Origin of the sequence: Roseofilum reptotaenium CS-1145 (assembly GCF_028330985.1) — a bacterium.
GTDB classification, from domain to species: domain Bacteria; phylum Cyanobacteriota; class Cyanobacteriia; order Cyanobacteriales; family Desertifilaceae; genus Roseofilum; species Roseofilum reptotaenium.
The window spans coordinates 37489-57958 of record NZ_JAQMUE010000018.1 but is presented as its reverse complement, the minus strand read 5'-3'; the positions used below and the strand labels follow the sequence as shown (position 1 = coordinate 57958).

General features: G+C 43.3%; 19 protein-coding genes and 2 tRNA genes. 10 read left to right on the top strand and 11 right to left on the bottom strand.

What is annotated here, in order from left to right; genetic code table 11:
* Nucleotides 1–206 precede the first annotated feature (206 nt).
* A complete protein-coding gene (locus PN466_RS02115) occupies nucleotides 207–497 on the bottom strand; it encodes a hypothetical protein (protein WP_271936576.1) in 291 nt (96 codons plus the stop codon).
* 224 nt (nucleotides 498–721) lie between these two features.
* On the bottom strand, nucleotides 722–2701 hold the full coding sequence (locus tag PN466_RS02110; RefSeq protein ID WP_271936574.1) for a UvrD-helicase domain-containing protein: 1980 nt from the start codon (nucleotides 2699–2701) through the stop codon (nucleotides 722–724).
* Nucleotides 2702–3020: 319 nt separating this feature from the next.
* Here PN466_RS02110 and PN466_RS02105 point away from each other — a divergent pair, with 319 nt between their 5' ends.
* The 8 genes from PN466_RS02105 (at nucleotide 3021) to PN466_RS02070 (ending at nucleotide 11404) form a co-directional block, all read left to right on the top strand.
* The gene (locus PN466_RS02105) at nucleotides 3021–3371 is read left to right on the top strand and encodes a hypothetical protein (RefSeq protein ID WP_271936573.1); all 351 of its coding nucleotides are present in this window, start codon (nucleotides 3021–3023) and stop codon (nucleotides 3369–3371) included.
* A gap of 298 nt (nucleotides 3372–3669) precedes the next feature.
* On the top strand, nucleotides 3670–4866 hold the full coding sequence (locus PN466_RS02100; RefSeq protein WP_271936571.1) for a tyrosine-type recombinase/integrase: 1197 nt from the start codon (nucleotides 3670–3672) through the stop codon (nucleotides 4864–4866).
* A 516-nt stretch (nucleotides 4867–5382) separates the two neighbouring features.
* Nucleotides 5383–5667, top strand: coding sequence for a hypothetical protein (locus PN466_RS02095; RefSeq protein WP_271936569.1), 285 nt, complete (start codon nucleotides 5383–5385; stop codon nucleotides 5665–5667).
* A 99-nt stretch (nucleotides 5668–5766) separates the two neighbouring features.
* Entirely contained in the window at nucleotides 5767–8091 is a 2325-nt protein-coding gene (locus PN466_RS02090) for a DUF3854 domain-containing protein (protein WP_271936567.1), read from the top strand.
* A complete protein-coding gene (locus PN466_RS02085) occupies nucleotides 8057–8491 on the top strand; it encodes a hypothetical protein (RefSeq protein WP_271936565.1) in 435 nt (144 codons plus the stop codon). Before PN466_RS02090 ends, PN466_RS02085 begins: the two co-directional genes overlap by 35 nt.
* 770 nt (nucleotides 8492–9261) lie before the next feature.
* Nucleotides 9262–9624, top strand: a complete 363-nt coding sequence (locus tag PN466_RS02080) for a hypothetical protein (protein WP_271936564.1) — start codon at nucleotides 9262–9264, stop codon at nucleotides 9622–9624.
* Nucleotides 9625–9707: 83 nt separating this feature from the next.
* Complete coding sequence (locus PN466_RS02075; RefSeq protein WP_271936562.1) at nucleotides 9708–10019, top strand: hypothetical protein; 312 nt, start codon at nucleotides 9708–9710, stop codon at nucleotides 10017–10019.
* Between the two features lie 860 nt (nucleotides 10020–10879).
* On the top strand, nucleotides 10880–11404 hold the full coding sequence (locus PN466_RS02070; RefSeq protein WP_271936560.1) for a hypothetical protein: 525 nt from the start codon (nucleotides 10880–10882) through the stop codon (nucleotides 11402–11404).
* Between the two features lie 127 nt (nucleotides 11405–11531).
* Here PN466_RS02070 and PN466_RS02065 read toward each other — a convergent pair.
* From PN466_RS02065 to PN466_RS02050, 4 genes are all read right to left on the bottom strand, one after another.
* Nucleotides 11532–11603 (bottom strand) — tRNA-Thr (locus tag PN466_RS02065).
* A gap of 51 nt (nucleotides 11604–11654) precedes the next feature.
* Nucleotides 11655–11736: transfer RNA gene (locus tag PN466_RS02060), tRNA-Tyr, on the bottom strand.
* An 80-nt stretch (nucleotides 11737–11816) separates the two neighbouring features.
* Nucleotides 11817–12920, bottom strand: a complete 1104-nt coding sequence (locus PN466_RS02055) for a hemolysin family protein (RefSeq protein WP_271936559.1) — start codon at nucleotides 12918–12920, stop codon at nucleotides 11817–11819.
* A gap of 174 nt (nucleotides 12921–13094) precedes the next feature.
* Nucleotides 13095–14075, bottom strand: coding sequence for a FecCD family ABC transporter permease (locus PN466_RS02050; protein WP_271936557.1), 981 nt, complete (start codon nucleotides 14073–14075; stop codon nucleotides 13095–13097).
* A gap of 66 nt (nucleotides 14076–14141) precedes the next feature.
* Here PN466_RS02050 and nth point away from each other — a divergent pair, with 66 nt between their 5' ends.
* Nucleotides 14142–14804, top strand: a complete 663-nt coding sequence (gene nth / locus PN466_RS02045; RefSeq protein ID WP_271936556.1) for an endonuclease III — start codon at nucleotides 14142–14144, stop codon at nucleotides 14802–14804.
* A gap of 12 nt (nucleotides 14805–14816) precedes the next feature.
* Here the strand turns inward: nth and PN466_RS02040 are convergent, their stop codons facing one another.
* From PN466_RS02040 to PN466_RS02020, 5 genes are all read right to left on the bottom strand, one after another.
* Nucleotides 14817–15458 carry a sugar transferase gene (locus PN466_RS02040; RefSeq protein ID WP_271936554.1) on the bottom strand — a complete coding sequence of 214 codons (642 nt, stop codon included), beginning with the start codon at nucleotides 15456–15458 and terminating at the stop codon, nucleotides 14817–14819.
* A gap of 63 nt (nucleotides 15459–15521) precedes the next feature.
* The gene (locus PN466_RS02035) at nucleotides 15522–15959 is read right to left on the bottom strand and encodes a late competence development ComFB family protein (RefSeq protein ID WP_271936552.1); all 438 of its coding nucleotides are present in this window, start codon (nucleotides 15957–15959) and stop codon (nucleotides 15522–15524) included.
* 133 nt (nucleotides 15960–16092) lie between these two features.
* Nucleotides 16093–16956 carry a PEP-CTERM sorting domain-containing protein gene (locus PN466_RS02030; protein ID WP_271936550.1) on the bottom strand — a complete coding sequence of 288 codons (864 nt, stop codon included), beginning with the start codon at nucleotides 16954–16956 and terminating at the stop codon, nucleotides 16093–16095.
* Between the two features lie 57 nt (nucleotides 16957–17013).
* Nucleotides 17014–17337: an NfeD family protein gene (locus PN466_RS02025; RefSeq protein WP_271936549.1), complete on the bottom strand. Its 324-nt coding sequence runs from the start codon at nucleotides 17335–17337 to the stop codon at nucleotides 17014–17016.
* 251 nt (nucleotides 17338–17588) lie between these two features.
* Nucleotides 17589–17768 (bottom strand): hypothetical protein, encoded by a 180-nt coding sequence (locus tag PN466_RS02020; protein ID WP_271936548.1) that lies wholly within the window; start codon nucleotides 17766–17768, stop codon nucleotides 17589–17591.
* A 262-nt stretch (nucleotides 17769–18030) separates the two neighbouring features.
* Here PN466_RS02020 and PN466_RS02015 point away from each other — a divergent pair, with 262 nt between their 5' ends.
* A complete protein-coding gene (locus tag PN466_RS02015; RefSeq protein WP_271936547.1) occupies nucleotides 18031–20448 on the top strand; it encodes an ATP-binding protein in 2418 nt (805 codons plus the stop codon).
* The last annotated feature ends 22 nt before the right edge of the window (nucleotides 20449–20470 follow it).

The window sequence follows — 20470 nt, the reverse complement described above, 5'->3', positions numbered from 1 at the left end:
CCTATGTTTTTTGAAAGTGGCTATTGTGAAATAGCTTAAAGTCCTATAAATTCGTTAAAGTTGCATTGGGAGCTTCCGAGTTGATGATGGGATAAAAACCTTATGCTCAAAGGTTTTAATGGTTTTAGGAGATGTCTATTGCATTCTCCTGTCATCTGATAAAACTTTGATAAAGCTCCTTGGATTCAGGAGAGGCTGGGCCAAACTCATGGCAGACTCAGATCTAAATCCCATCCGTCGTCGGACAGTTTGGCATCGATCCAGATTTCTCCGATCGCTAGTCCACTGCTCCAGGCTTTCCAGGTTTGAACGATTTTGCCCTCCTGAATCCGATCAATTTGCAGAAATGGTTCCCCGATATCGACCCGCCATTGGTGGTCAGTTGTGGGTTCTGAATCTTCTGTCTCAATAAAAACGAGAATATCCGATCCGTCCTCCCTATAGCCAAATCCCAATAGGGCGACGACAAGGCGATCGCTAATATCGTTAATCTCCATCCTGCCCCTCCATTGCCTTGCGAATTATTCCAAAAGTTGGTATTGGTCATATCTAGACATAAAAAAATAAGTCCAGTCATCAGTACCAAAGTAGATTGATTTAATTTGAGAATATTCAAATAGGGGATGGGAGCCTAAAGTGCTATCAACCAACTTAAAATCTTCATTAAAGCACCAATTATCATCAGGCCATAAATAAATATTAAAAGGGTGGCAGAGATTCTTCATTGTTCCTCCATCACTTTGCGGATTCGACCAACGGTGACATCGCTGACGAACCCCAATTCGCGCGCGATCGCCCGATTACTCAACCCCGGATTACTGAGGATGTGCGATCGCACCCGATTTTCCTTTTCGCCATTGACCTGTTCTTGCAGCTCCAGGAGTAACCGGTTTTTTTCAATCAAAGGCAGGTCGGCGATCGCCATTCTTATCTGCGTCATTTCCTTAACTGGCAATGGTGCAAGCACCTCGCACTCCACCTCGCTGCGCTCCGATTCCTTCTCTTCCCCAGAGGCTGAAATTGATTCGCACTGCGAGGTCTCCAACGGTGTAAAGCCCCTGTACTCTATAGCATAATCGCTAATCGATGGCTCTGGCTCATCGACCCCAAATAACTCAGGCCAACCCCTTCTTTGATTCTCTCCTTTCTCAGTCCCCCAGTCCTGATCGCCAACAATGAACAACTCCCGTTTACTTCGGGTTAGCGCCACATAGAGAATATTGTCCTCTTGCTCCTTCTGCCATTTCATTTGGTTACGCCACCGCATGGGCATATCCCCAGGCTCAATAATGAAGACGCGATCGGCTTCCAACCCCTTTGCCCGGTGAACGGTGCAAAGAGTAATCGGGCTATGCTCATCAGAGAACAACTGGTCGATCGCCTCCCCCAAGTCCTCAGTTGATTTTGCCTCTGGATGGGATTCGTAGATAGCCCGAATGGCATCAACTTTATCGGTCAGTTGCTCCAGCAGCTCCTCCTCATTGTCCATCCCCTTGTAGCGTTCAGCTTTGGCTTTGCGGTACAAGGAAATCGCCTCACTAAACTCAGCAAACGGCAGCTCCAACCTCTCAATCTCCTCTATCACCTTCTTCAAGGTGTCCCCGATCGCCCGCCCTTTCACCGTCGCGGACATCCCCGCGCCAATCAACTTAATACAGAGGCTCACCAATGGGGCAGTTTTGCGGCACAGCACTAGGTCTTGTTCGCGCAGCGCCCCGTGTTCCTCACCAAAGAGGGTCTTTTCAGAAATGGTGGTAATTACCCCTTCTTCATTTTCCGGGAAAGCCTCTATGGGGATTTTGGGGAAAACTCCCCGCACCAATTCAATGTGCTTTGTAGGGCAGCGATAGCAGAGGCTTAGGGGTAATTCCGTGCCTCTGACGTGACGGACAATATTCTGGTAGCTATCGCAGTCAGCGCCAGCAAAACCCATTATCGCCTGGCGGGGGTCGCCCACGAATAACATGCGGCCGCGATCGCCCACCATCATACAGGCTAATTCCAATTGGGTAGCATTTAAATCCTGCGCTTCGTCAACGAGAACAAACTGCCATGGGCGAAAACCGCGACTCTCATCAACCCGCCAATGCACCGGCAACCAAAGCATGTCGGTATAATCAAAAATAGACTCATCACTCGCTTGATTTTTTCCCGCAGCCAATACCTTGGCGATCGCCCTGGAAACCAAAGTGAAATCCCGCACATCGGGCAACTCAAAATGCTGACAGATTTGGGCGATCGTTCCTGGAGTTGGCTGTTTGTTCGTCAGCCGTACCAGGTCGAGCAATTCCAAGAAATCCGCATCATTATCTAAAGCCTTTTGCTTCCGCAAATTTCCTATCGGATATCCGCGTCGCCCAATCAAGTCAAATCCCTGGGCTATTTTCCGGTACTTATTCTTATCAACTGTTGGCTTCCAAATCCCCAGATATCGCTTCACAAGGAAAAACCCAGTGCTGTGCAAGGTGGAAATTGATGATTTCCATTCCAGGCCAAACTTCTCAATCAAATCATTGGCGTTCGCCTTGCCAAACACGCAAATTTTTATCTGCGAAGGGCGAACCCCATTTTCGCGCAGCGCCAGGGCCGCATATTTCAATGTGGTTGATTTTCCCGAACCGGCTACAGCATTACAGCAAGCATTTCCCCGTCCGGTTTTCACCCACTCTAATATTTTCTTCTGGTATAAGCTTAATTTCATGCCATCAACGTGAAGCGTTTTTTTTAAATTATACCTTAACTGCAACGCCTTTGCACATTACAGTTTAAATGTCGTTTTTTCGGACAATATAATACATGTTTCCCTGACGTACTACGCTAAATGCCATATATTACGGCATTTACCAACGTCACCGTAATACAAGGGGGTGTGCGAATTTCGCACAAAATTCGCACGGCTAAAATCAAGGCACAGATAGCGGTTCAGCCTATTTCGCACAAATTCGCACGGTTTAAAGTTAATTCTATTTTTCATCCCCTCTTAAGTTAAGTATGCATAAGGTAGTATATTAAAAATTATCATGGATGAAGCTAAGTTTATTCACAGAGTAGAGGTAACACAAGATATGGAGCCGCACCCCCGAAATTATGAAGAGCAAACCCGGATGCTGATTAGGGAATTTATCAGCGCTCCCAACACCCGCAGTTTTTTGGCAATGCGAGATGCATTGCAACTGTTTACAGGACAATACTCAACCATGCTTGATTTTATTGAAGGATTTGAGCTTTCGGACAATGTTGTTGAGGAGGTCTCGCGCTGGCGGCCCTGTTTCATCGAATTCAATACCATCTGGGAAACTCTTTGCAAATCTGGAACCAAGACCTTCCAAGAAACGGCCGACCTGGTTGCGAATTTGCAAAACCCAAGTTAACAGATAGCGTGAGTGCCTGATTAGCAAAGCACGGAGAACGAGGATGCGATCCAAATGCGATCCAATCGTTAGTATGCTGCGGCCATTGGCGAATAGGACAGGTACAGGTATAATTCGGGGAAAGAGAAAAAACGACGTATTTGCGTCGTTTAGCCCTAAGTATAGGGAGTAAAAAGAAAGCCCGTGACGAGGATTGAACTCGTGACCTCACCCTTACCAAGGGTCGCTAAATCTCTTGTCAGGCAAGGACTCTAGGCGATACCGGCATACCATAGCCCACATACAGACCAAAACGGCTATGAAAAGAGTAAGAATACCTAAGATAAGCAAAGGAAATAATGGGGGGTCCATCCGACTTCGGTGGACGTATCAAGGTAAGCGATATTGCTTATCGGGCTTCGGAGACTGGAGCGATTCTTTAGCACAGTCAGTTGCCAATGTCAGGGCAGAGGAAATAAAACGTGATATCCGATTGGGCACGTTTGACCCGTCATTGGAGAACTATCAATCTCATCACGTACAAAATCAAAAAGCAATTAACAAGCATCAAGAAAGATGCAAAAAACAAGAGGCTGTACAATGGTCACTCGTTGATGTTTGGAATTTTTACAAAGATTACAACACAGAATCAACACCAGCAACGACTCAAAAGAATCACTGGAAATCAGTAGATAATGCATTAGCAAAAATATCTAATGAGGAAACGTTACCTGATAATGCATATCAAATAACTCCAAAATTACTAGAATATTACACTTACCACACCCTACAACGAGTCTTGGCTTCTTTGGTAGCCGCCAGCAATCTCGCTTTTAATTGCGGTCATATTCCTAAAAATCATTGGAAAGATATCAAGAAACAACTACCAAAGAAGGTAGGTAAAGATGAGTCCAAACGCACGAACAAAGCCTACACAGTACGAGAAATCAAGGCAATACTAGAAGCATTTGAGTCTGATAGATTCTGCTCTGAAAAGTCAGCTTTTGACCACAGTCACTATTATCCCTTTGTGGAGTTCCTGATATTGACAGGATGCCGTCCTGGTGAAGCGATTGCACTAACTTGGGATGACATTGATGACGATAAAATCAGATTCAATAAATCTTATTCTTTGGGTGAATTAAAGTCTACGAAAAATGGAAAAACGCGACACTTCCCACTCAGTAAGGGATTGAAAGAATGTATTGCAAGGCAATATAGGAATCCCGTAAGCAACAACAGCTTTAACCTGGTCTTCCCATCACCAAAAGGAGGCTATATCAACCTCCAAAACTTCACGACGAAAATATTTAACTATGTAATCAATTGCCTATGGGAGATAAGGGTTGTAAGGTACAAACTCCCCACTTACAACTTGAGAAATACTTCTGCATCTTTTTATCTAAGGAATGGAGTAGATAGAGCTACGATTGCAAAGTTATTCGAGACATCAGGAGAAATGCTCGACAAACATTACTTTGCTCCAGATGACGATATTGAGTTACCAGAGATTTAGAGTAAATATTTACAGTAAATCTCGCTCTGTACTGTTGGTTTGATTCATGCCAAAGATAGATTAGCATGAATGGTATTCAATGAAATCATAGAGAAAACAAATAGATGAGTCCTGCAACCAATGCGGTTTTAGTGTAGTTTTAGTGTACAGTAGTAGTGTAGACGTGAATGAAGTCCATTGGGGACAAAAAAATACTCACACCTAAATAGGAGAAAACAGATTATGTCCAATACGGTTTATTCGCGAGAATGCCCCGTTGATTAGCCATAATTTAGAGGGTCTAATTTATTAATACTTTAGCCCACTACTTCCCACCCTATACCACCTTACATGCCGGCGCTAAATTTTAGGGTAAACGTATCGACAATCTCTGAAGATTTAGAGCGAACGTTTACTGTAAATCCTTAATGGGAATACCGCCATCTTTTCGGTGAGGATTAATCTGTAAATAAGGGGGATACAGATAAGAGCGAATCAATAGCTCAGTCCATGCAAAGCAACTGTACAGTAATAACAATGACACATGAACGAAACACAGAAGGACTAAGACCAATCCGCTCTAAGTGGAAGTCTACCAACAAAACAAAAGCCATTAGAGTACCAGAAGATTTAGCAGAAGATATCCTGGATTACGCAAGAAAGCTTGACGCAGAGGAGTCTGACTCAGGACAACTCACTGAATCTCCAGACGTTTCACTCGTCAAAAACATCCTAAATGAAGCGCTGTCTCTAAAGGCTAACGCTGGCACAAAGATTAAGGAGAAGATACGCGAAGCTCTGGAGGTGATAGAGTTGCTCTAAATTACTGAAAAGTGGTGTAGAATTGCAAGTGTGGGATGACCACACAAAAAAAATAACCGGAGGGTCATCCCCGTCCGGCTCACAAAATATGAAAATACTATGTCAAATAATAACGCTTCTAAGGGTAGTCTCGCAACGCCCTCAATTTCTGATTCCCCCATTGTAGCAGATTCTCAGGCGACTAATGAGAAATGGCTAGCGCAGCAACTGTCGGAATCTGGAATCACCAATCCGGTTCTGGTAAAGCAGTTCAAACCCCATAAAGCAGGGTTTACCGTTACTGGGGTTGACATCACAGGAAAGACTAACAGTAACTCATGGCAGTTACGACTACGCGAGGTTGGGAAAGATGGGGCAAAGTACAAGACCCGCAGAAGGAAAGAAGGCGAGACGGGTTGTATTTACGATGCACTACTGCTCCGTGGAAGACTGAAGGATTTCATCTCCCTAGCAGGAAAGTTGAAGCCACTTTTTGCTTCTGAGGAACAGTGGAACAACTGCCTGACCAAGGACTTGTGGAAGGTGGTGAACTCGCAAGACCATTTACCCATCGTCATCACAGAAGGAGGCAAGAAAGCCGCGTGTGGACTTGAAAACGGGTATTTGACTATTTCTATCCCCGGTCGGGAAATGTGGCACAAACCACAAACCCTGGAGCTTGTTACTTCTCTTGCCGATTTTTGCTCTGAGGGGAGACCTGTCTACATCGCGCTGGATTCAGACTTCCAGATAAACCCAGACGTAAAGGAATCAATTAGGAGGCTTGCCAAGGCATTAGATGAACGTGGCTGTGATGTCAAGATATGCGTGTGGAAGTACACGAAAAAAACTAAAGGTATGGATGATTTTATTGTCAATGGCGGCAACTTTGACGAGGTAATTAGGTTGGCTTTAACCATTGCTGAATGGGAAAAACAATTCCCAGAACCAGAACAAAAGAAAGAGTCCCCTGCCAAGAAGGGCAAATCTGAAGAGGAGGGGAATGGTGACCCTACACCAGTAGAATTTGCTCGTCAATTAGCAGAGGAATATCGTAATAAATGGCGATTTCACAATGAATGGAAAGTCTGGCTGGAATGGAGCGGGAAATACTGGCAGATTATCCCAGAAGAAAAAGTTGGGGATGCTATTCACTTTTTATCTGAATCGTGGATTAGCACCGACAGGTATGTCACCATGTGCCAGAAATCCTTAACGCGAAACCTCCGAGAGTGGGAATGGCAACGCCAAACCCTTGAGGCAACAGCATTTCGCAACGGAGTAGTGAATCTTCGGGAGATGACAATCAAGCCCCATGACCCGGAAAATTATAACACCAGCATGATTGACCGGGACTGGTGGCAACCAGAAGGAGAAGTGATCGCCGACCCAATTGAAGCGCTGAAAACCTATTGCCCAAATATTTACGAGGCGTGGAATTACGCCATGGTAGGGGATGAAAGGAAAATCCTTAAGCTGATGGCTGTATGTAATGGTGTTATAACTTGGCGATTGTCCAAGCTTCACAAATTCATTCATTTAACGGGTAGACCTGGAACCGGAAAAGGGACATTTTCCCGAATATTATCCGCATTGATTGGGGAGGAAAATACCAAAGCCTCTAAGCTTGGCAAATTGGGAGAGGATTATCAGTTGGCGCACTTCATGGATAGCCAGCTAGTTGTTTTGCCCGACGAGGAAGCTACCCACTGCGACAGCGCTATGGCTAATCTAAAGAGTCTCACTGGTGGGGATACTGTCTCATACCGCCAAATTTACGGTGAAGTTGCTTCTAGCCCTTTTCATGGGACATTGCTCGTAATCTCCAATGGAGCGCTATTCAAGAAGCCACAGAAGGCTTTAGAGAGGCGATTATGTCTAGTGGAGTTTGATTCACCAATCGTTAATCGGACCCCCCTAGCCGAAGAGCTGATGATGAGAGAGATATCCCAGCTAACCTATTGCGTCCTCTCTATGCCCCCTCAGAGAGTTGACGACCTCATCAAAGGTGTAGGGCAATTTGCTATTGCTGATTTCAAAGCGAAAGAATGGGAACTCCTTTGCGAGGAGAGTTCTGTAGCGGCATTTGTAGAGGACAAAGTAGTGCCGGTTCCTGGGGATGGAGTAATCAAACAAGGGGAGCTGTACCACAAATACGTCATCTATTGCGAGGAGAATGGACTCAAGCCAATGGCTACCAATCGATTTGGTAACAAATTAACAGAGATGTGTGAATTCTTAGGGTGGGAAGTTAAATCGGTGAAGAAAATGTCTGGTAAGACGTTCTTTGGGATTGACTACAGGGGCGATTGTAGCCATGTAAACGTACCACTACCCAGCGAAACCCTTCTTTCTGACGAAAAAAGTTCAACAGTAGTTTCATCGTCATCATCGTCATATTCCCATAACCATGACGGTCAAATCGACCATATATCAAGGATATGACGGTCATGACGGTCAAACCCCTACATGTTCGCACGCGCAAGAAAATGAGAAAAATCTGCCCTTCTCTGTTGGCGATAAAGTTTGGATTGGGAAACGTCCAGGAGTAATCACTACCCCTACTAATGAACACGGGGAATGGAAGTGTAAATATATATCCCTAAAAGGAGAGTGGAAAGAGTCCTTTTTTAGCCTAGACACGTTGAAGGCTCGTGATGCTGAAGACTATGCTGTGGGCGATAAAGTTTGGGCAATCACCCCTGATGGAGGGAAACTAGAGGCAATTATCACTCATCCCCAAGACGAAAAAGGAAAATGGGGTCTGAAGGTGAAGATAGGGGCAATGGAGGAGGATTGGAATGGGACTTACACTTACTTCTCTCATGATTTAGAGCCTCGTTAAGAGGGGTGTGAGGTAAATATCGAGAGTGCCTCTAATCGCTTTTTATAGTCATTGTCCCCTGACAATCGCATAACCTAAATCATCTTGTGGCGGCTCTTCCCAGTGGTCACAAGATGGGCTTTTGATTGAATAACCGGTAGCACTACTGAACAATAGTAATGTGCAATAAATTGATATCCTTAATAGCGAATCAACATCCTTTCCTGAATGTACTGATTATTGGCTAACTGTCCTATCACAACCCTATAGGAGTCTGATAGGACAGCTTTTTTTCCTGAACATCTATTTTCCGGTAATGTGCAATGAATCTATGACGCAAGCTATCTGCACAAGCGGAGGGGTGTAATACCGCTGTACGGTAGTAATATGCAATAAAGTGAACTTTCGTGTAACATGAAATGTATTATCTAACGGCTGAAATCCTTACGGGATAAGGGTTTTCACGAAAGAGCACCCCTTAAGTACGATTGCCCATTTAAGGGGGTAACCCGCCTTAGAGGGCAAATGTCAGCCGCTATGGGTATGGGTGAAGTAGTACAACTTCCAGAAGAGTTATCGTGGGGCTACTACTGTGCAATAGAGATTTATCGATCGTTTACATTAGAAATAGTGAAGGATTTGTGTACGTTTACCCCTTGCGCTAAGTGGGGGTTCCCTTTAAATTCTTTTCTTATCAGCGAGGGAAAATTTAACGCCTTGAGAGGGTACTACTAATACCACTCCCAAGACTTCTCCCAATCGTGGTTCTCTCACAATCAGGAGCATCTAATATGGTACAAGTTCTCGTGCCAATTTCCGCTTGGCAAGCGAATGACGACGAGCGGCAGTATTACACTTACATCAACGAATCAGATTACCCAGGAGCGAATCGGTTTAACGTTGGGGATAAAGTTAAACTCAATTATGAGGAATTTGACGACAGTCCCTATATTCATAGGGTTGACGGGGTGGAGCTTGATTTGGACGTTAATCAATGGAAGTATTGGGTTGTATTTGACCCTAATTTCTCACATCCTGACCCAATGGTTCAAGCGTGGATTGAAAATAAGGAAGGCTTTCACTTTTTCCTTGAATATTTCCTTGTCGCCGTGCAATGCAATACCACTGCACGCTCGTATTACGCTGCTACATAACTATTTGTTATTCCCCCAATAAATGTGCCAATCCTCATCAGGTAAGATAGACTTGATGAGGTTCTTAAATTTGGAGAAAAAAGATGAATTCATTTGACGACCTACACCACGATTTAGCTGAAGAAGTCAACAAGAGACAAATAGCAGGGATGCGAAAAGAAGACGAGGAATTGCGTTTACTTTTCCTGAATAGATTAAAAGAGTATATAGGTAGTGATTTAATTGAAATTATCATTCGGTGGAATACTTTAGAGCACGGAAGCTCACTACTCTATCGTGATTCTGACGCAGGTGATTATCGTCATTCTTTGCACGTTTCAACTGACCTTTATACAGGGGGTTCCTTGAAGGTGGTAACCATGGAGAATTGGAACTTTACGCAAGTGGAACTATAGCCATTCAGTATAGAGACTTTAGTGATGAAGGCGGTGGGCGCATGTCTTCTAAGGCTATTGAACCAGAAGAATTCAGAGAAGAATGTTTTTTGAATTTATGCAGATTGGCAATGAAAGGCAATCATTGAATCTAAAGGGGATGAATCAGGAAGATAGATCCGTTGTTTCGCCTATTACCCCCCCCCCCGCGTGATATTTACCCTAAATATTTAGGGTAAAAGTTGATGGGTAAATATTGATAGGATGGACATCTTCAGTGGACTACCTGACTGGGTTACTACCTTTTCAGGCGATCGCCCGAAATCCATTCCCTATATGACTTTAGCTTGGATAATACTCTTACAAAGTGCAACAAGAGCTGTAAGAAAGAATCATCCTTTCTCTTATTATCTCTCCTACCGTTATTCACCTTTAATTTTACCTTTAATTTTAAGGTAAATATTAGTGATACACCCACACATATACCCTCTGCTAAAATATTAGGAGAAAAGTTAAACGAATAAATCGGAGGCTAACCAATGCCGTACAAGAGACCAGAAAGGAATTAAAGAAAAATAGCCAGAAGGAGGAGGGGATTGGATATGAATTACTCGCTGACACTAAGGAAACACTAGATTTCATGGCAATGGCTATTAGCGATTATTGTGAGAAAACAGGGAGAGACAATCCCTATAAGCCGAAGAAGGGTTAGCGGCATTCCTTTCTACGTCTCTATTCTGCCTTGAGTTTACCCTAAAATTTACCCTAAAATTCGCAGTATGACGATTAGGGTAGACAGATAATGTATATACTTTGGACGTTACCCTACGAGAGGGGTGACGCTGCTGTATATACTAAGGGACACCCACAGCCGACACACTATGACCACCACCACCCACCAAAGAAGAATTACCCCAATCACTGGATTATCGGATGAAGATAAGCGCTTGCTGAGGAAGATAGGAGAAGGGAACCTATCCAGGGGAGTCCGATTAGCGTGTGCCGTTCTCAGGGAAGCGCAGTCCCAAGGACTCATCAGAGGAAGTTTTGACGACGGATACATTCCCCTGCTTAACGGAGTGAAATGCGATCCCACTCCTCTCCGATCTAGGGGTGACGAACCGAAGAAGCCGACACTGCCAGAGTCGCCAAAGGGATTAAACCCCTACCTGGGAAAATACCTGACTAAGCAACAACTCAGGGAGACGGGGCACTTCACCGAGCGAATGATTAGGGCTTTTCACGAACGTACCTACAAGCAGGATAGCAAGGGCTTCTGGTGGAGAAGGGTAGACCCCTTTAAGTGCTTCACTAACGCTAGAGGGCAGGTAATGGCAACTTACCTTGGCTTGGCTGACGAGCAGGACGTGGAGGATTACCCGTTTTTGAACTCAAGGTGGCTCTAGGGGTACTTAGCCGCCTAGACCATTAATAGACCACTTAAGGTACAATGATGGGATGATACGCCGGTACGTTGTAGCTCAAGTGGCAGAGGATGCCATTGGTAAGGTGTGAGAGAGGGAGTAAAAAGAAAGCCCGTGACGAGGATTGAACTCGTGACCTCACCCTTACCAAGGGTGTGCTCTACCACTGAGCTACACGGGCAGTTCATTGACTAAACTTTTAGTTCTAACTGCACGTTAGAAGAGGCGGTGATGGGCCGAGCTGGATTTGAACCAGCGTAGGCAGTGCCAGCGGATTTACAGTCCGCCCCCATTAACCACTCGGGCATCGACCCTTTTGCTCACTGACTTCCTAATTTAGCATAAGGTTTAATCAAAACACAACCCCCTGGGAAGTTTTTTTTGAGATGGAGGTTTATCGATCCGGGAAATTCTCATGAGATGCTGGTGAGCGGGGCGATCGCGCCCTTCCCGGTAAGCCTGGAATCCATCGGCGATCTTTGGGGGGTTTTGCCGTGCGTCCGGGACGGGAGGGACGATGGGGAAAGTCACTTTCATCATAAATTTCACCCACTAACTCTTCTAAGACATCTTCGAGAGTGACAAGTCCTACAGTTCCCCCATACTCATCCACAACGATCGCCAAATGAATCCGACTTTGGAGCATTTCCTTCAACAGATCGCTCACCCCTTTCACCTCCGGCACATAGACAGGCGAATCCATTCCGGCGGTCACTGGGGCTAAATTACGCTCTCCTGGGGGGAGATTTTTCAGGGTTTGGAGGGCGCGTTTGAGGTGAACTACGCCGAGGATTTGATCTTTTGACTCTTCCTGAACGGGAATTCGGGAAAACCCGGTTTCTAAACAGAGATTCACCAACTCTTGCAACGTGGCTTCATGGGAAATGGTACGCATATCAATGCGGGGTTTAACCACATCTTTCGCGGTCAATTCATCGAGCATCAAGGCTTTATTGAGCAACTCATGCTTATAGAAATCCAGTTTTCCTTTGCCGCCCAAAATCTCAATCATCAGTTGCAAATCTTGCAGGGAAGCGTCATCCTGGGTGGTATTACCCTGGAAAAAGCGAATTGCACTTTGGGCGATCCATTCCAGAAAATCAATAATGCCGATCGCCGATAAGGCGCGAGATAGCCAATAAATGGGTCGCACCACTGCCTTAAAAAAGGCCAACACATTATTGATCGCCAGGGACTTCGGCGTGATTTCGCCAAAAATTAGCACCAGAAAGGTAATGACTGCGGTTGCCACCCCTAACCCGGCATTGCCTAGCCAGAGGGCAAACAGGTTACTGGTGAGGACAGCGGAAAAATTGTTAATCAGGTTATTGCCAACGAGGAGAGTGGTAATGAACCTTGTCCGTTGCTCTAGAACCAGGCGAAAAATCCCTTGGGGGTCTCCCTGCTCCTTAATTAGGGCGCGGAGTTTGAAATTATCGAGGGCAGTAATGGCTGTTTCTGAGCCAGAGAAGCAGGCTGAGAGGACTAACATGACCATTAAGACTGTTGCATCTAGCCAGATGGAGCCCAGCAAAGGGCCACTTTCAGCCGCTGCCAGCAGATGGGAAGTAAGAGGGTGGGGAATCACCAGAATGTTGGATAAGAAAGCAATACTTAATTATGGATGATTCATGATGCCATTCAAGGGGGATTTCGGCAACGTTTTTAAGTATTACATCGATCGCCGATAGAGTAACCAGACAAACAGAGGGGAACCCAGAAGAGCCGTGACTGCACCAACCGGTAATTCTACAGCGCCTAGCCGGGAGAGTAAGTCCGCGAAGGTTAGCACCCAAGCGCCTCCCAGGGCAGAGAGGGGAATAATCAAACGGTAATCATTACCACCGATCAGTAAGCGAATACCATGGGGGACAATGAGACCGACAAAACCGATTAACCCGGCAATACTGACGGCTCCAGCAGCCAGCAGGGTGGCAATAGAGCCGATGAGGAGACGCGATCGCCCCAAGGATACGCCTAATCCTACCGCTAAATCATCGCCTAAATTCAGGACATTGAGCGATCGGGCTAAGAGAATAGCGCCTATCAACGCCAAAATTAAATAGGGAGCCGCCACTTGTACCTCTGCCCATCCCCGACCATTCAAGCTGCCTACCAACCAATTGAGCGCTTGCTGAATGCGGCTATCTGCGGATAATAACAGCAATGTGGTCTGTACTGCCCCAAAGAGGGAAGAGACCGCCACACCCCCTAAAATTAAGCGCTCTACGGAGATGCCATTCACACTGCGAGCCAACCCATAAACGAGGGTTGTGGTTAAAACCGCACCCAACCAAGCCCCCAAGGGTATCCAACTTTGGGCAACTCCCAACGTCACCATGGCAACGGAGACTAAACCCGCACCGGCAGAAATACCGAGTAAAAAAGGGGTAGCTAAGGGATTGCGTAACATGCCTTGCAATAAAGCGCCAGAGGTTCCCAAAGCCGATCCCACACAAACAGCAGCGACGACTCTGGGCAGTCGCAACTGCCAAATAATGGTTTGATTCACTGTATCTCCCTGATGCCAGAGGGCTTCCCAGAGTTCGGTTTGAGTCAGGGAAACAGCACCAAATGAGAGGGACAGAGCTAAGGTTAAGCCTAAGCCAACGGCGATCAGCAGGAGGATGGAGAAGACACGAATAGGAGTCACGAGCGTCAAGACTCAATCAAGAATGAGTAATATAACAATTGAACAATTGATGTTATCCCAGTATCGATGAATATCACCCGCAAATGGTCAGCCAAACAGCAAAAAGCTAGAGAAATCCTGATCCGGCTGAAGCGTTTGTATCCCGATGCCACCTGTACGTTAACTTATGAAACGCCGGTACAGTTGCTGGTGGCGACCATTTTATCCGCCCAATGCACGGATGAGCGCGTGAATCAAGTGACTCCAGAATTATTCCGACGCTATCCGGATGCCCCTGAGTTAGCAGATGCACCGTTAGAGGAATTGGAGGCTTTGGTGCGATCGACTGGATTCTATCGCAATAAAGCCAAAAATATTAAAGGCGCTTGTCACATGATTGTGCAAGATTTTGGGGGCAAAGTGCCTCAAAGAATGGAAGAATTGCTCAAACTTCCTGGCGTTGCTCGGAAAACGGCTAATGTTGTCCTTGCCCACGGTTTCGGCATTAATATGGGCGTAACTGTTGATACTCATGTCAAGCGTTTAAGCGATCGCCTAGGCTTAACCGAACACAAAGACCCCATTCGCATAGAGCGAGACTTAATGCGCCTTCTACCCCAACCCGATTGGGAAAATTGGTCAATCCGGTTAATTTACCATGGTCGCGCCATTTGTCAGGCGAAAAAACCGGATTGTGCGAATTGTGTTTTAGCGAATTTATGCACGTTTAATCAATCTAGAGAGAAATAAAGTATTCTAGTTTTAAGCCGATCCATATTGATGGAAAACAACCCAAATCGTTTTGACTAAAATAATGAAGTCATAGGTTGTATTCCAGCGTTCTTGATAGCGTAAATCTAGAGCAACTACAGTCTCAAAATCTTTGACTTGGGAACGACCATTAACTTGCCATTCTCCCGTAAGTCCAGGTTTAACATTGAGTCTCTGCCATTGGTAAGCATTGTATTGGATGACTTCTTGTTCAATAGGAGGACGAGTTCCCACTAAACTCATTTCTCCTTTTAAGACGTTCCAAAATTGAGGAAATTCATCAAGGCTGGTTTTGCGTAAAAAATGACCGACTCTAGTGATTCGAGGGTCTTGAAGATTTTTAAAAAGCATCCCCCTTGCTTGGTTAGAGACAATTTTCTTTAAATCTTCTGCATTACAGACCATAGATCGAAACTTATAGAGTGTAAACGGTTTGCCAGAAAGTCCATATCGTTTTTGTGTAAATAAAATTGGTCCTGGACTGTCGAGCTTGATTGCAATGCTAACGGGTATAAATATTATACTTAGTAGTAGTAAGCCGACCAAAGCACCCAGAATATCAATCAAGCGTTTAAGTGGAGAATGAACTGAAGGGTGAGGGGTGAAGCAAGATAAGGTAGTTAAAGAACTCATCGGAACTCTCCAGCTAAACTAATTAGATATATCAGGCAAAGTTTGAGAATTAGAAAACAAAAATTAGTCTATTTTTGTAGACAATGCTAGATTTAGATACTCTTCAATAGCAGAAACTAAATTCTCCCAATTCAAGTCTTCACGGCCCAGTAAAACTCTTAATTTTCGCAACGTTACTTCAGCTTGGTTTTGGTTAAACAAGGGAGTTGCAAAACGCTTTTTATTGCGTTGAGCTGCATTAATTCCCCATTTTGCAGCCTGGGTAATTAAAGGAGATAACCTTTTTTTAGCTTGTTGTTTTTGCCACTCATAACCTTCTTCTGTTGTGGCATACATTGAGGGAAGGCGATTTAAAGCATAAGCAACAGCATCAGTTTTATTGATAGTTTGAGAAAGATCTACGGAAACATCTTTTAGTTGTCTTTCTACTTCTTCAATAGCCAATACTTCAGTAACGTTTCCATAATGATGATGGGTATCAAGATGAGTAACACGATTCATGATGTTATCTCCTTCTGCTCAGTGATCTGGTTGTAGAGAACCCAAATTTTGATTAAAGTCAATATTGCATATCCGAGAGGTTGACAAGCCCCTCGGATATTATCGATTGCGGATGAGATTTCCAGTGATGAGTTTAGACTACAGACTTGCGTAATCTTAAGCCAGTAAATACCAAACCTAGTGTTACTAAGCTCATCAGACTTGAAGGTTCAGGGACATCTTTAAATTCTCCAGTTCCTCCTGTTATATCATTATCGCATTCTAGACCTAGATGATATAAAAAGTTTCCAGTAGGAAGTAGAGAAGAATCAAAACTGAAGGCAATGGTATGAGAACCAGTGGCACTAAAATGAGCGAAATCTAGTCCGAGGGTATTTACATCACTGACCAGGTCAATATCACCTAGCTTTGTGCCAGAAGCGATCACATTTTGTACATGACGAGTTTGATCAAAGTAGGGATCAGTTGCAGAAAAATCTCCGATGGAAGGTGTTCCTCCATGAGTGGTAATCCAGTCATTATATTCTGCTAAATTGTCAAGAAGAAGACCATTTTGATTCGCTACATCTGTTGCTGTAACATTGCCAAAAAGACCCAAGCTTGGAGCAGCAGATGCATTATTACTGGAAAAGCGAATACCAAATAACTTCCCATTAGCACTGGCTGTATTTAGATCTTGTCCTGAGAAATTGAAGAACAGGTCTCCCCAACCCACATGATTATCATCAGCATAATCACTATGTACTCCTTCTAGAGGAGTATTGGCATTGATGGCGACAAAAATACGATCGCGGGTTTGCTTGATGGCAGTTCCATAAATTTCATACTTGGTTCCACCAACAATATTGCCGGTCATACCATCATTAAAGGAGTCAATTGAGTAAGACCAATCATTGTGAAATACAGCAGCATTGGATGGAAGTGCAAGATTTACAACAGTTGTGCTGCTTAGAAGTAAGGAATAAATAACTGATTCTTTTAAGTTAAACGTTGCCATAAACTTAGTTCCTCCGAATTGTAATACAAAGCGAAACCCAAAAATTTGAGCTAGTCTTCACCCTTGAGTTAAGCGAGAGACTACAGGTGTGACTAATAACGTGATATTCTGTCGTTGAATGACCCTTACCTCCTGACCAGTCAGCAACGTTGTTTCCTCCATGCAGGTGGCCGGCCACCAAGAACCTCGGTAATATACTCGGCCCCGTCCATAGGGAGGGATGGGCTGGTCAACCACTCCTTCCCCTTCAAGAAAAACTACGGGATCAAAAGTTGTCCAGGGTAACGGAGGAGTGGCAACTTTAGGCGATGATGGGGCAAAGCAACCGAGAAACCATTGCCACCGGTTGACCTTAGGAGGAGATGTTCTGTGCAGATTCATGGAGTTGTCTCCAATGTGAACTCATTCTTCTATCATTCGTCACTTTTGTGATAAAACTATTTTTACTGAAATTCTCCCGACTTGTCAAGGGGTTTTCCTGTCGATTTACATAAAGCGTTACAAATTCATAGAAGAGCTAGAGGCGGGAGGATGATCTTCTCGCCTCTAGCAAGGGATAAATTGATAATTCTATATAGAGATCAAGCGCCAGTGTCACAATCTGTAACAATGTGCTATAATCTCAAGACCGATTACACTGAATCCCGTTTGACGTTAGTGGGCACTGTCTTATCCTCACCATTTCCTTGTGGAATAATCTGTAAATGGTCTCCAGAAGCACTGCCCACGTTGAAGACTGAGTAATCTGGGGGAGACGCGATAGTTGCCAAGACAGCAAGACTGGCACTGAGTAAAATGGAGCGTTTCATCATTCTATCCTTATCCGAAGGGTTCAACTCCATATATAGGTAGACAGTAATAGTGCTTGCAGTGAAATTACGGAAGTTAAGCAAGAATTTAAGATTTTTTTGTAAAAAAATGTATCTACTAAAGCCAAAAAGGGGTTGAGGTGTAATAATCATTGAGGGAAGAGAATCTCTAAACGCTCTTAACTTGGGGATATCAACCTTATCTTCGCTTAAATTCTCCTATTTTAGGCAGCAAGCAAGTTAACTCAATTGGAGGATAAGACTGATGACAGGACAACGACGCAGAGATACGTGCTGTTTAACGGAGCAAGGATATAAAAAAATTTGGAAAGTTATTCTAGAAGAATTTGAACAAAAGCCTACTTTACAAGAGCTATCAGCTTTCATTGGTGCTGACAGCAATGAGCAACATGGAGGAAGACCTCTTTCAGCAGACACTATTTCCAAGATTATAAACCGCAAAAGAAAAACTGATCGTACAAGTATTGTTACTTTATTTCAGCCATTTGGATTAACTCTAAGTGATGATGACATTACCTATGATGATCCACCAATACTATCCAATTCTGATTATTCAAATCGTATCACGCTGCGATCAGAACTCAGTGGATGCAGAATGCAAAATCTTCCTCCTCAGCATAACCAATTTGTTGGTAGAGAAGAACAATTATGTGAGTTAATGAAATATCTTTCTCCCAACTATCCTGCTCCAATTATTGAAGTGAATGGTATTGCAGGTGTTGGCAAAACAGCTCTTGTCTTAGAAGCTGCTTATTTATGTCTGGAATATAGGGAGCGTGGAAAAACGGCTTATCATCCTTTATCCCAAAGACTACAATGTGAAATTCCTAGGTTTGAAGCTATTATTTTTACTTCCGCAAAACAAGAATTTTTACTGGATACTATTCAAGACCGATTATCCCCACAAAGAAATCTTCAGGCAATTTATAGAAAAATAGTGACTACTTTAGAAGAGCCAGCTATTCTGCATGATTCAGATAACCGTCGCCATATAGAAAAAATATATAACAAATTTAGAGAAGTTGGTAGAACTTTGTTGATTGTGGATAATCTAGAAACTATCCAAGATAGGAAAAGGGTTTTATCGTTTATATATGAATTGCCAAATGCTAAAACAATCTATACAACTCGCGAAAAAGCGTCTGATATGTTTCAGCCTATCTCCTTAAAATCATTATCTAGAGAGGATAGTCTTAAATTAATTAATCAGCAACTAGAGCTACGGAAAAAAGGTTTAAATCATCAGCAAAAAGAAAAGTTATATGAAGTGACTAGTGGAATTCCCTTAGCGATCATCTATAGTATAGGTCGATTCTCCAGCTATTGCTCTATAGAGACAATTTTGAAGCAACTAAAAGATGCTAATAATCATTTGTCTCATTTTTGTTTCTCTAAGTCAATCGATGATATTAAAGAAATTGATCGCGTCCAAAATCTTGACGCATATAAACTTTTTATGTCCATTTCTATTTTTTATAAATCTCCAAGTTTTAACGCTTTAATTAAAGTTACAGGATTAACAGAAAAGCCTCGTCCACAAATAGAAAAAAGCATTGAAAGTTTAATCAATTTTTCTCTGATATATGATCTCGAAGGAAGATTTTTTATGTTACCCTTAACCCGCGAGTATGCTTATGCAGAACTAGAAAAGAATATATATTTTAAAAAGCAATTAATTTGTAGATGGATGCGATTTTATCTTAATTTTGCAGCAAGGATTGATTCATGTAAATCTAAAGATGAAAGATTTAGCCATGGCTATAGACAGTTAGCAGAGGAATGGGATAACCTTTTGCATGTACTGCGTTTTTGCAAAGAAGACAAAACACAAGATACTGATCGATATGAATATATTAAAGAACTCTGGTTTTATTTAGAAAACTATGCAAATCTACGAGGTCATTGGAAAGATCGTGTGTATTGGTTAAAATGGATTATTAACAAATCCAGAGAAAGAGGAGAACATCCGGTTAAAATACGAGCTATGACCCATCTAGCAAGAACTTTGCTACTGATGGGTGGTGATAATTTTATTGAAGCTGAAACGATTCTCCTTGATGCATGGGAGCAACGCCATTATGCTGACTACGCTACACTTGATTACTTAACTAATCATCTAGCAGGTTTATATACCCGATTAGAGCGATATCAAGAAGCACATCGCTGGTTAGATGAAGAACAAAAGTTATTCGATCAACACAAGGCAAAACTTTCAAAATATGATGATTACTGTATGTATAAAATTTATATCGATCGTGAAAGGGCGGAAGTATATTTTTGTCAGCAAAATCATGACAAGGCTAAACAGATGTGCGATTCTGTAATTACACTATCTAAAGCAATAAAACATAGGCGAAATGAAAATTATGCGAATAAGATATTGGCAGATATTTATATTCGTGAAAACCACTTAGAAGAAGCTGAATGTCTTTTAAAGACGGGATTTGAAGAAGTTAAGGCTCATGATGACAAGCGCCGTATTGCTTATTATGAAACATCTTTTGCTCTATTAGAAAAAGCAAAAGGTGATTTCAAGAAAGCAGAAAGCTATATTGTCAAGGCAATGACCAATTTTGATTACCTGGGTATGATATTTGACTTTGAAAAAGCAAAGTTGATTAATCACGATATTCAAGAAAAACTAAAACAGCGTAACTCTTAAAGGAGGACTTCAGCTTGGATAT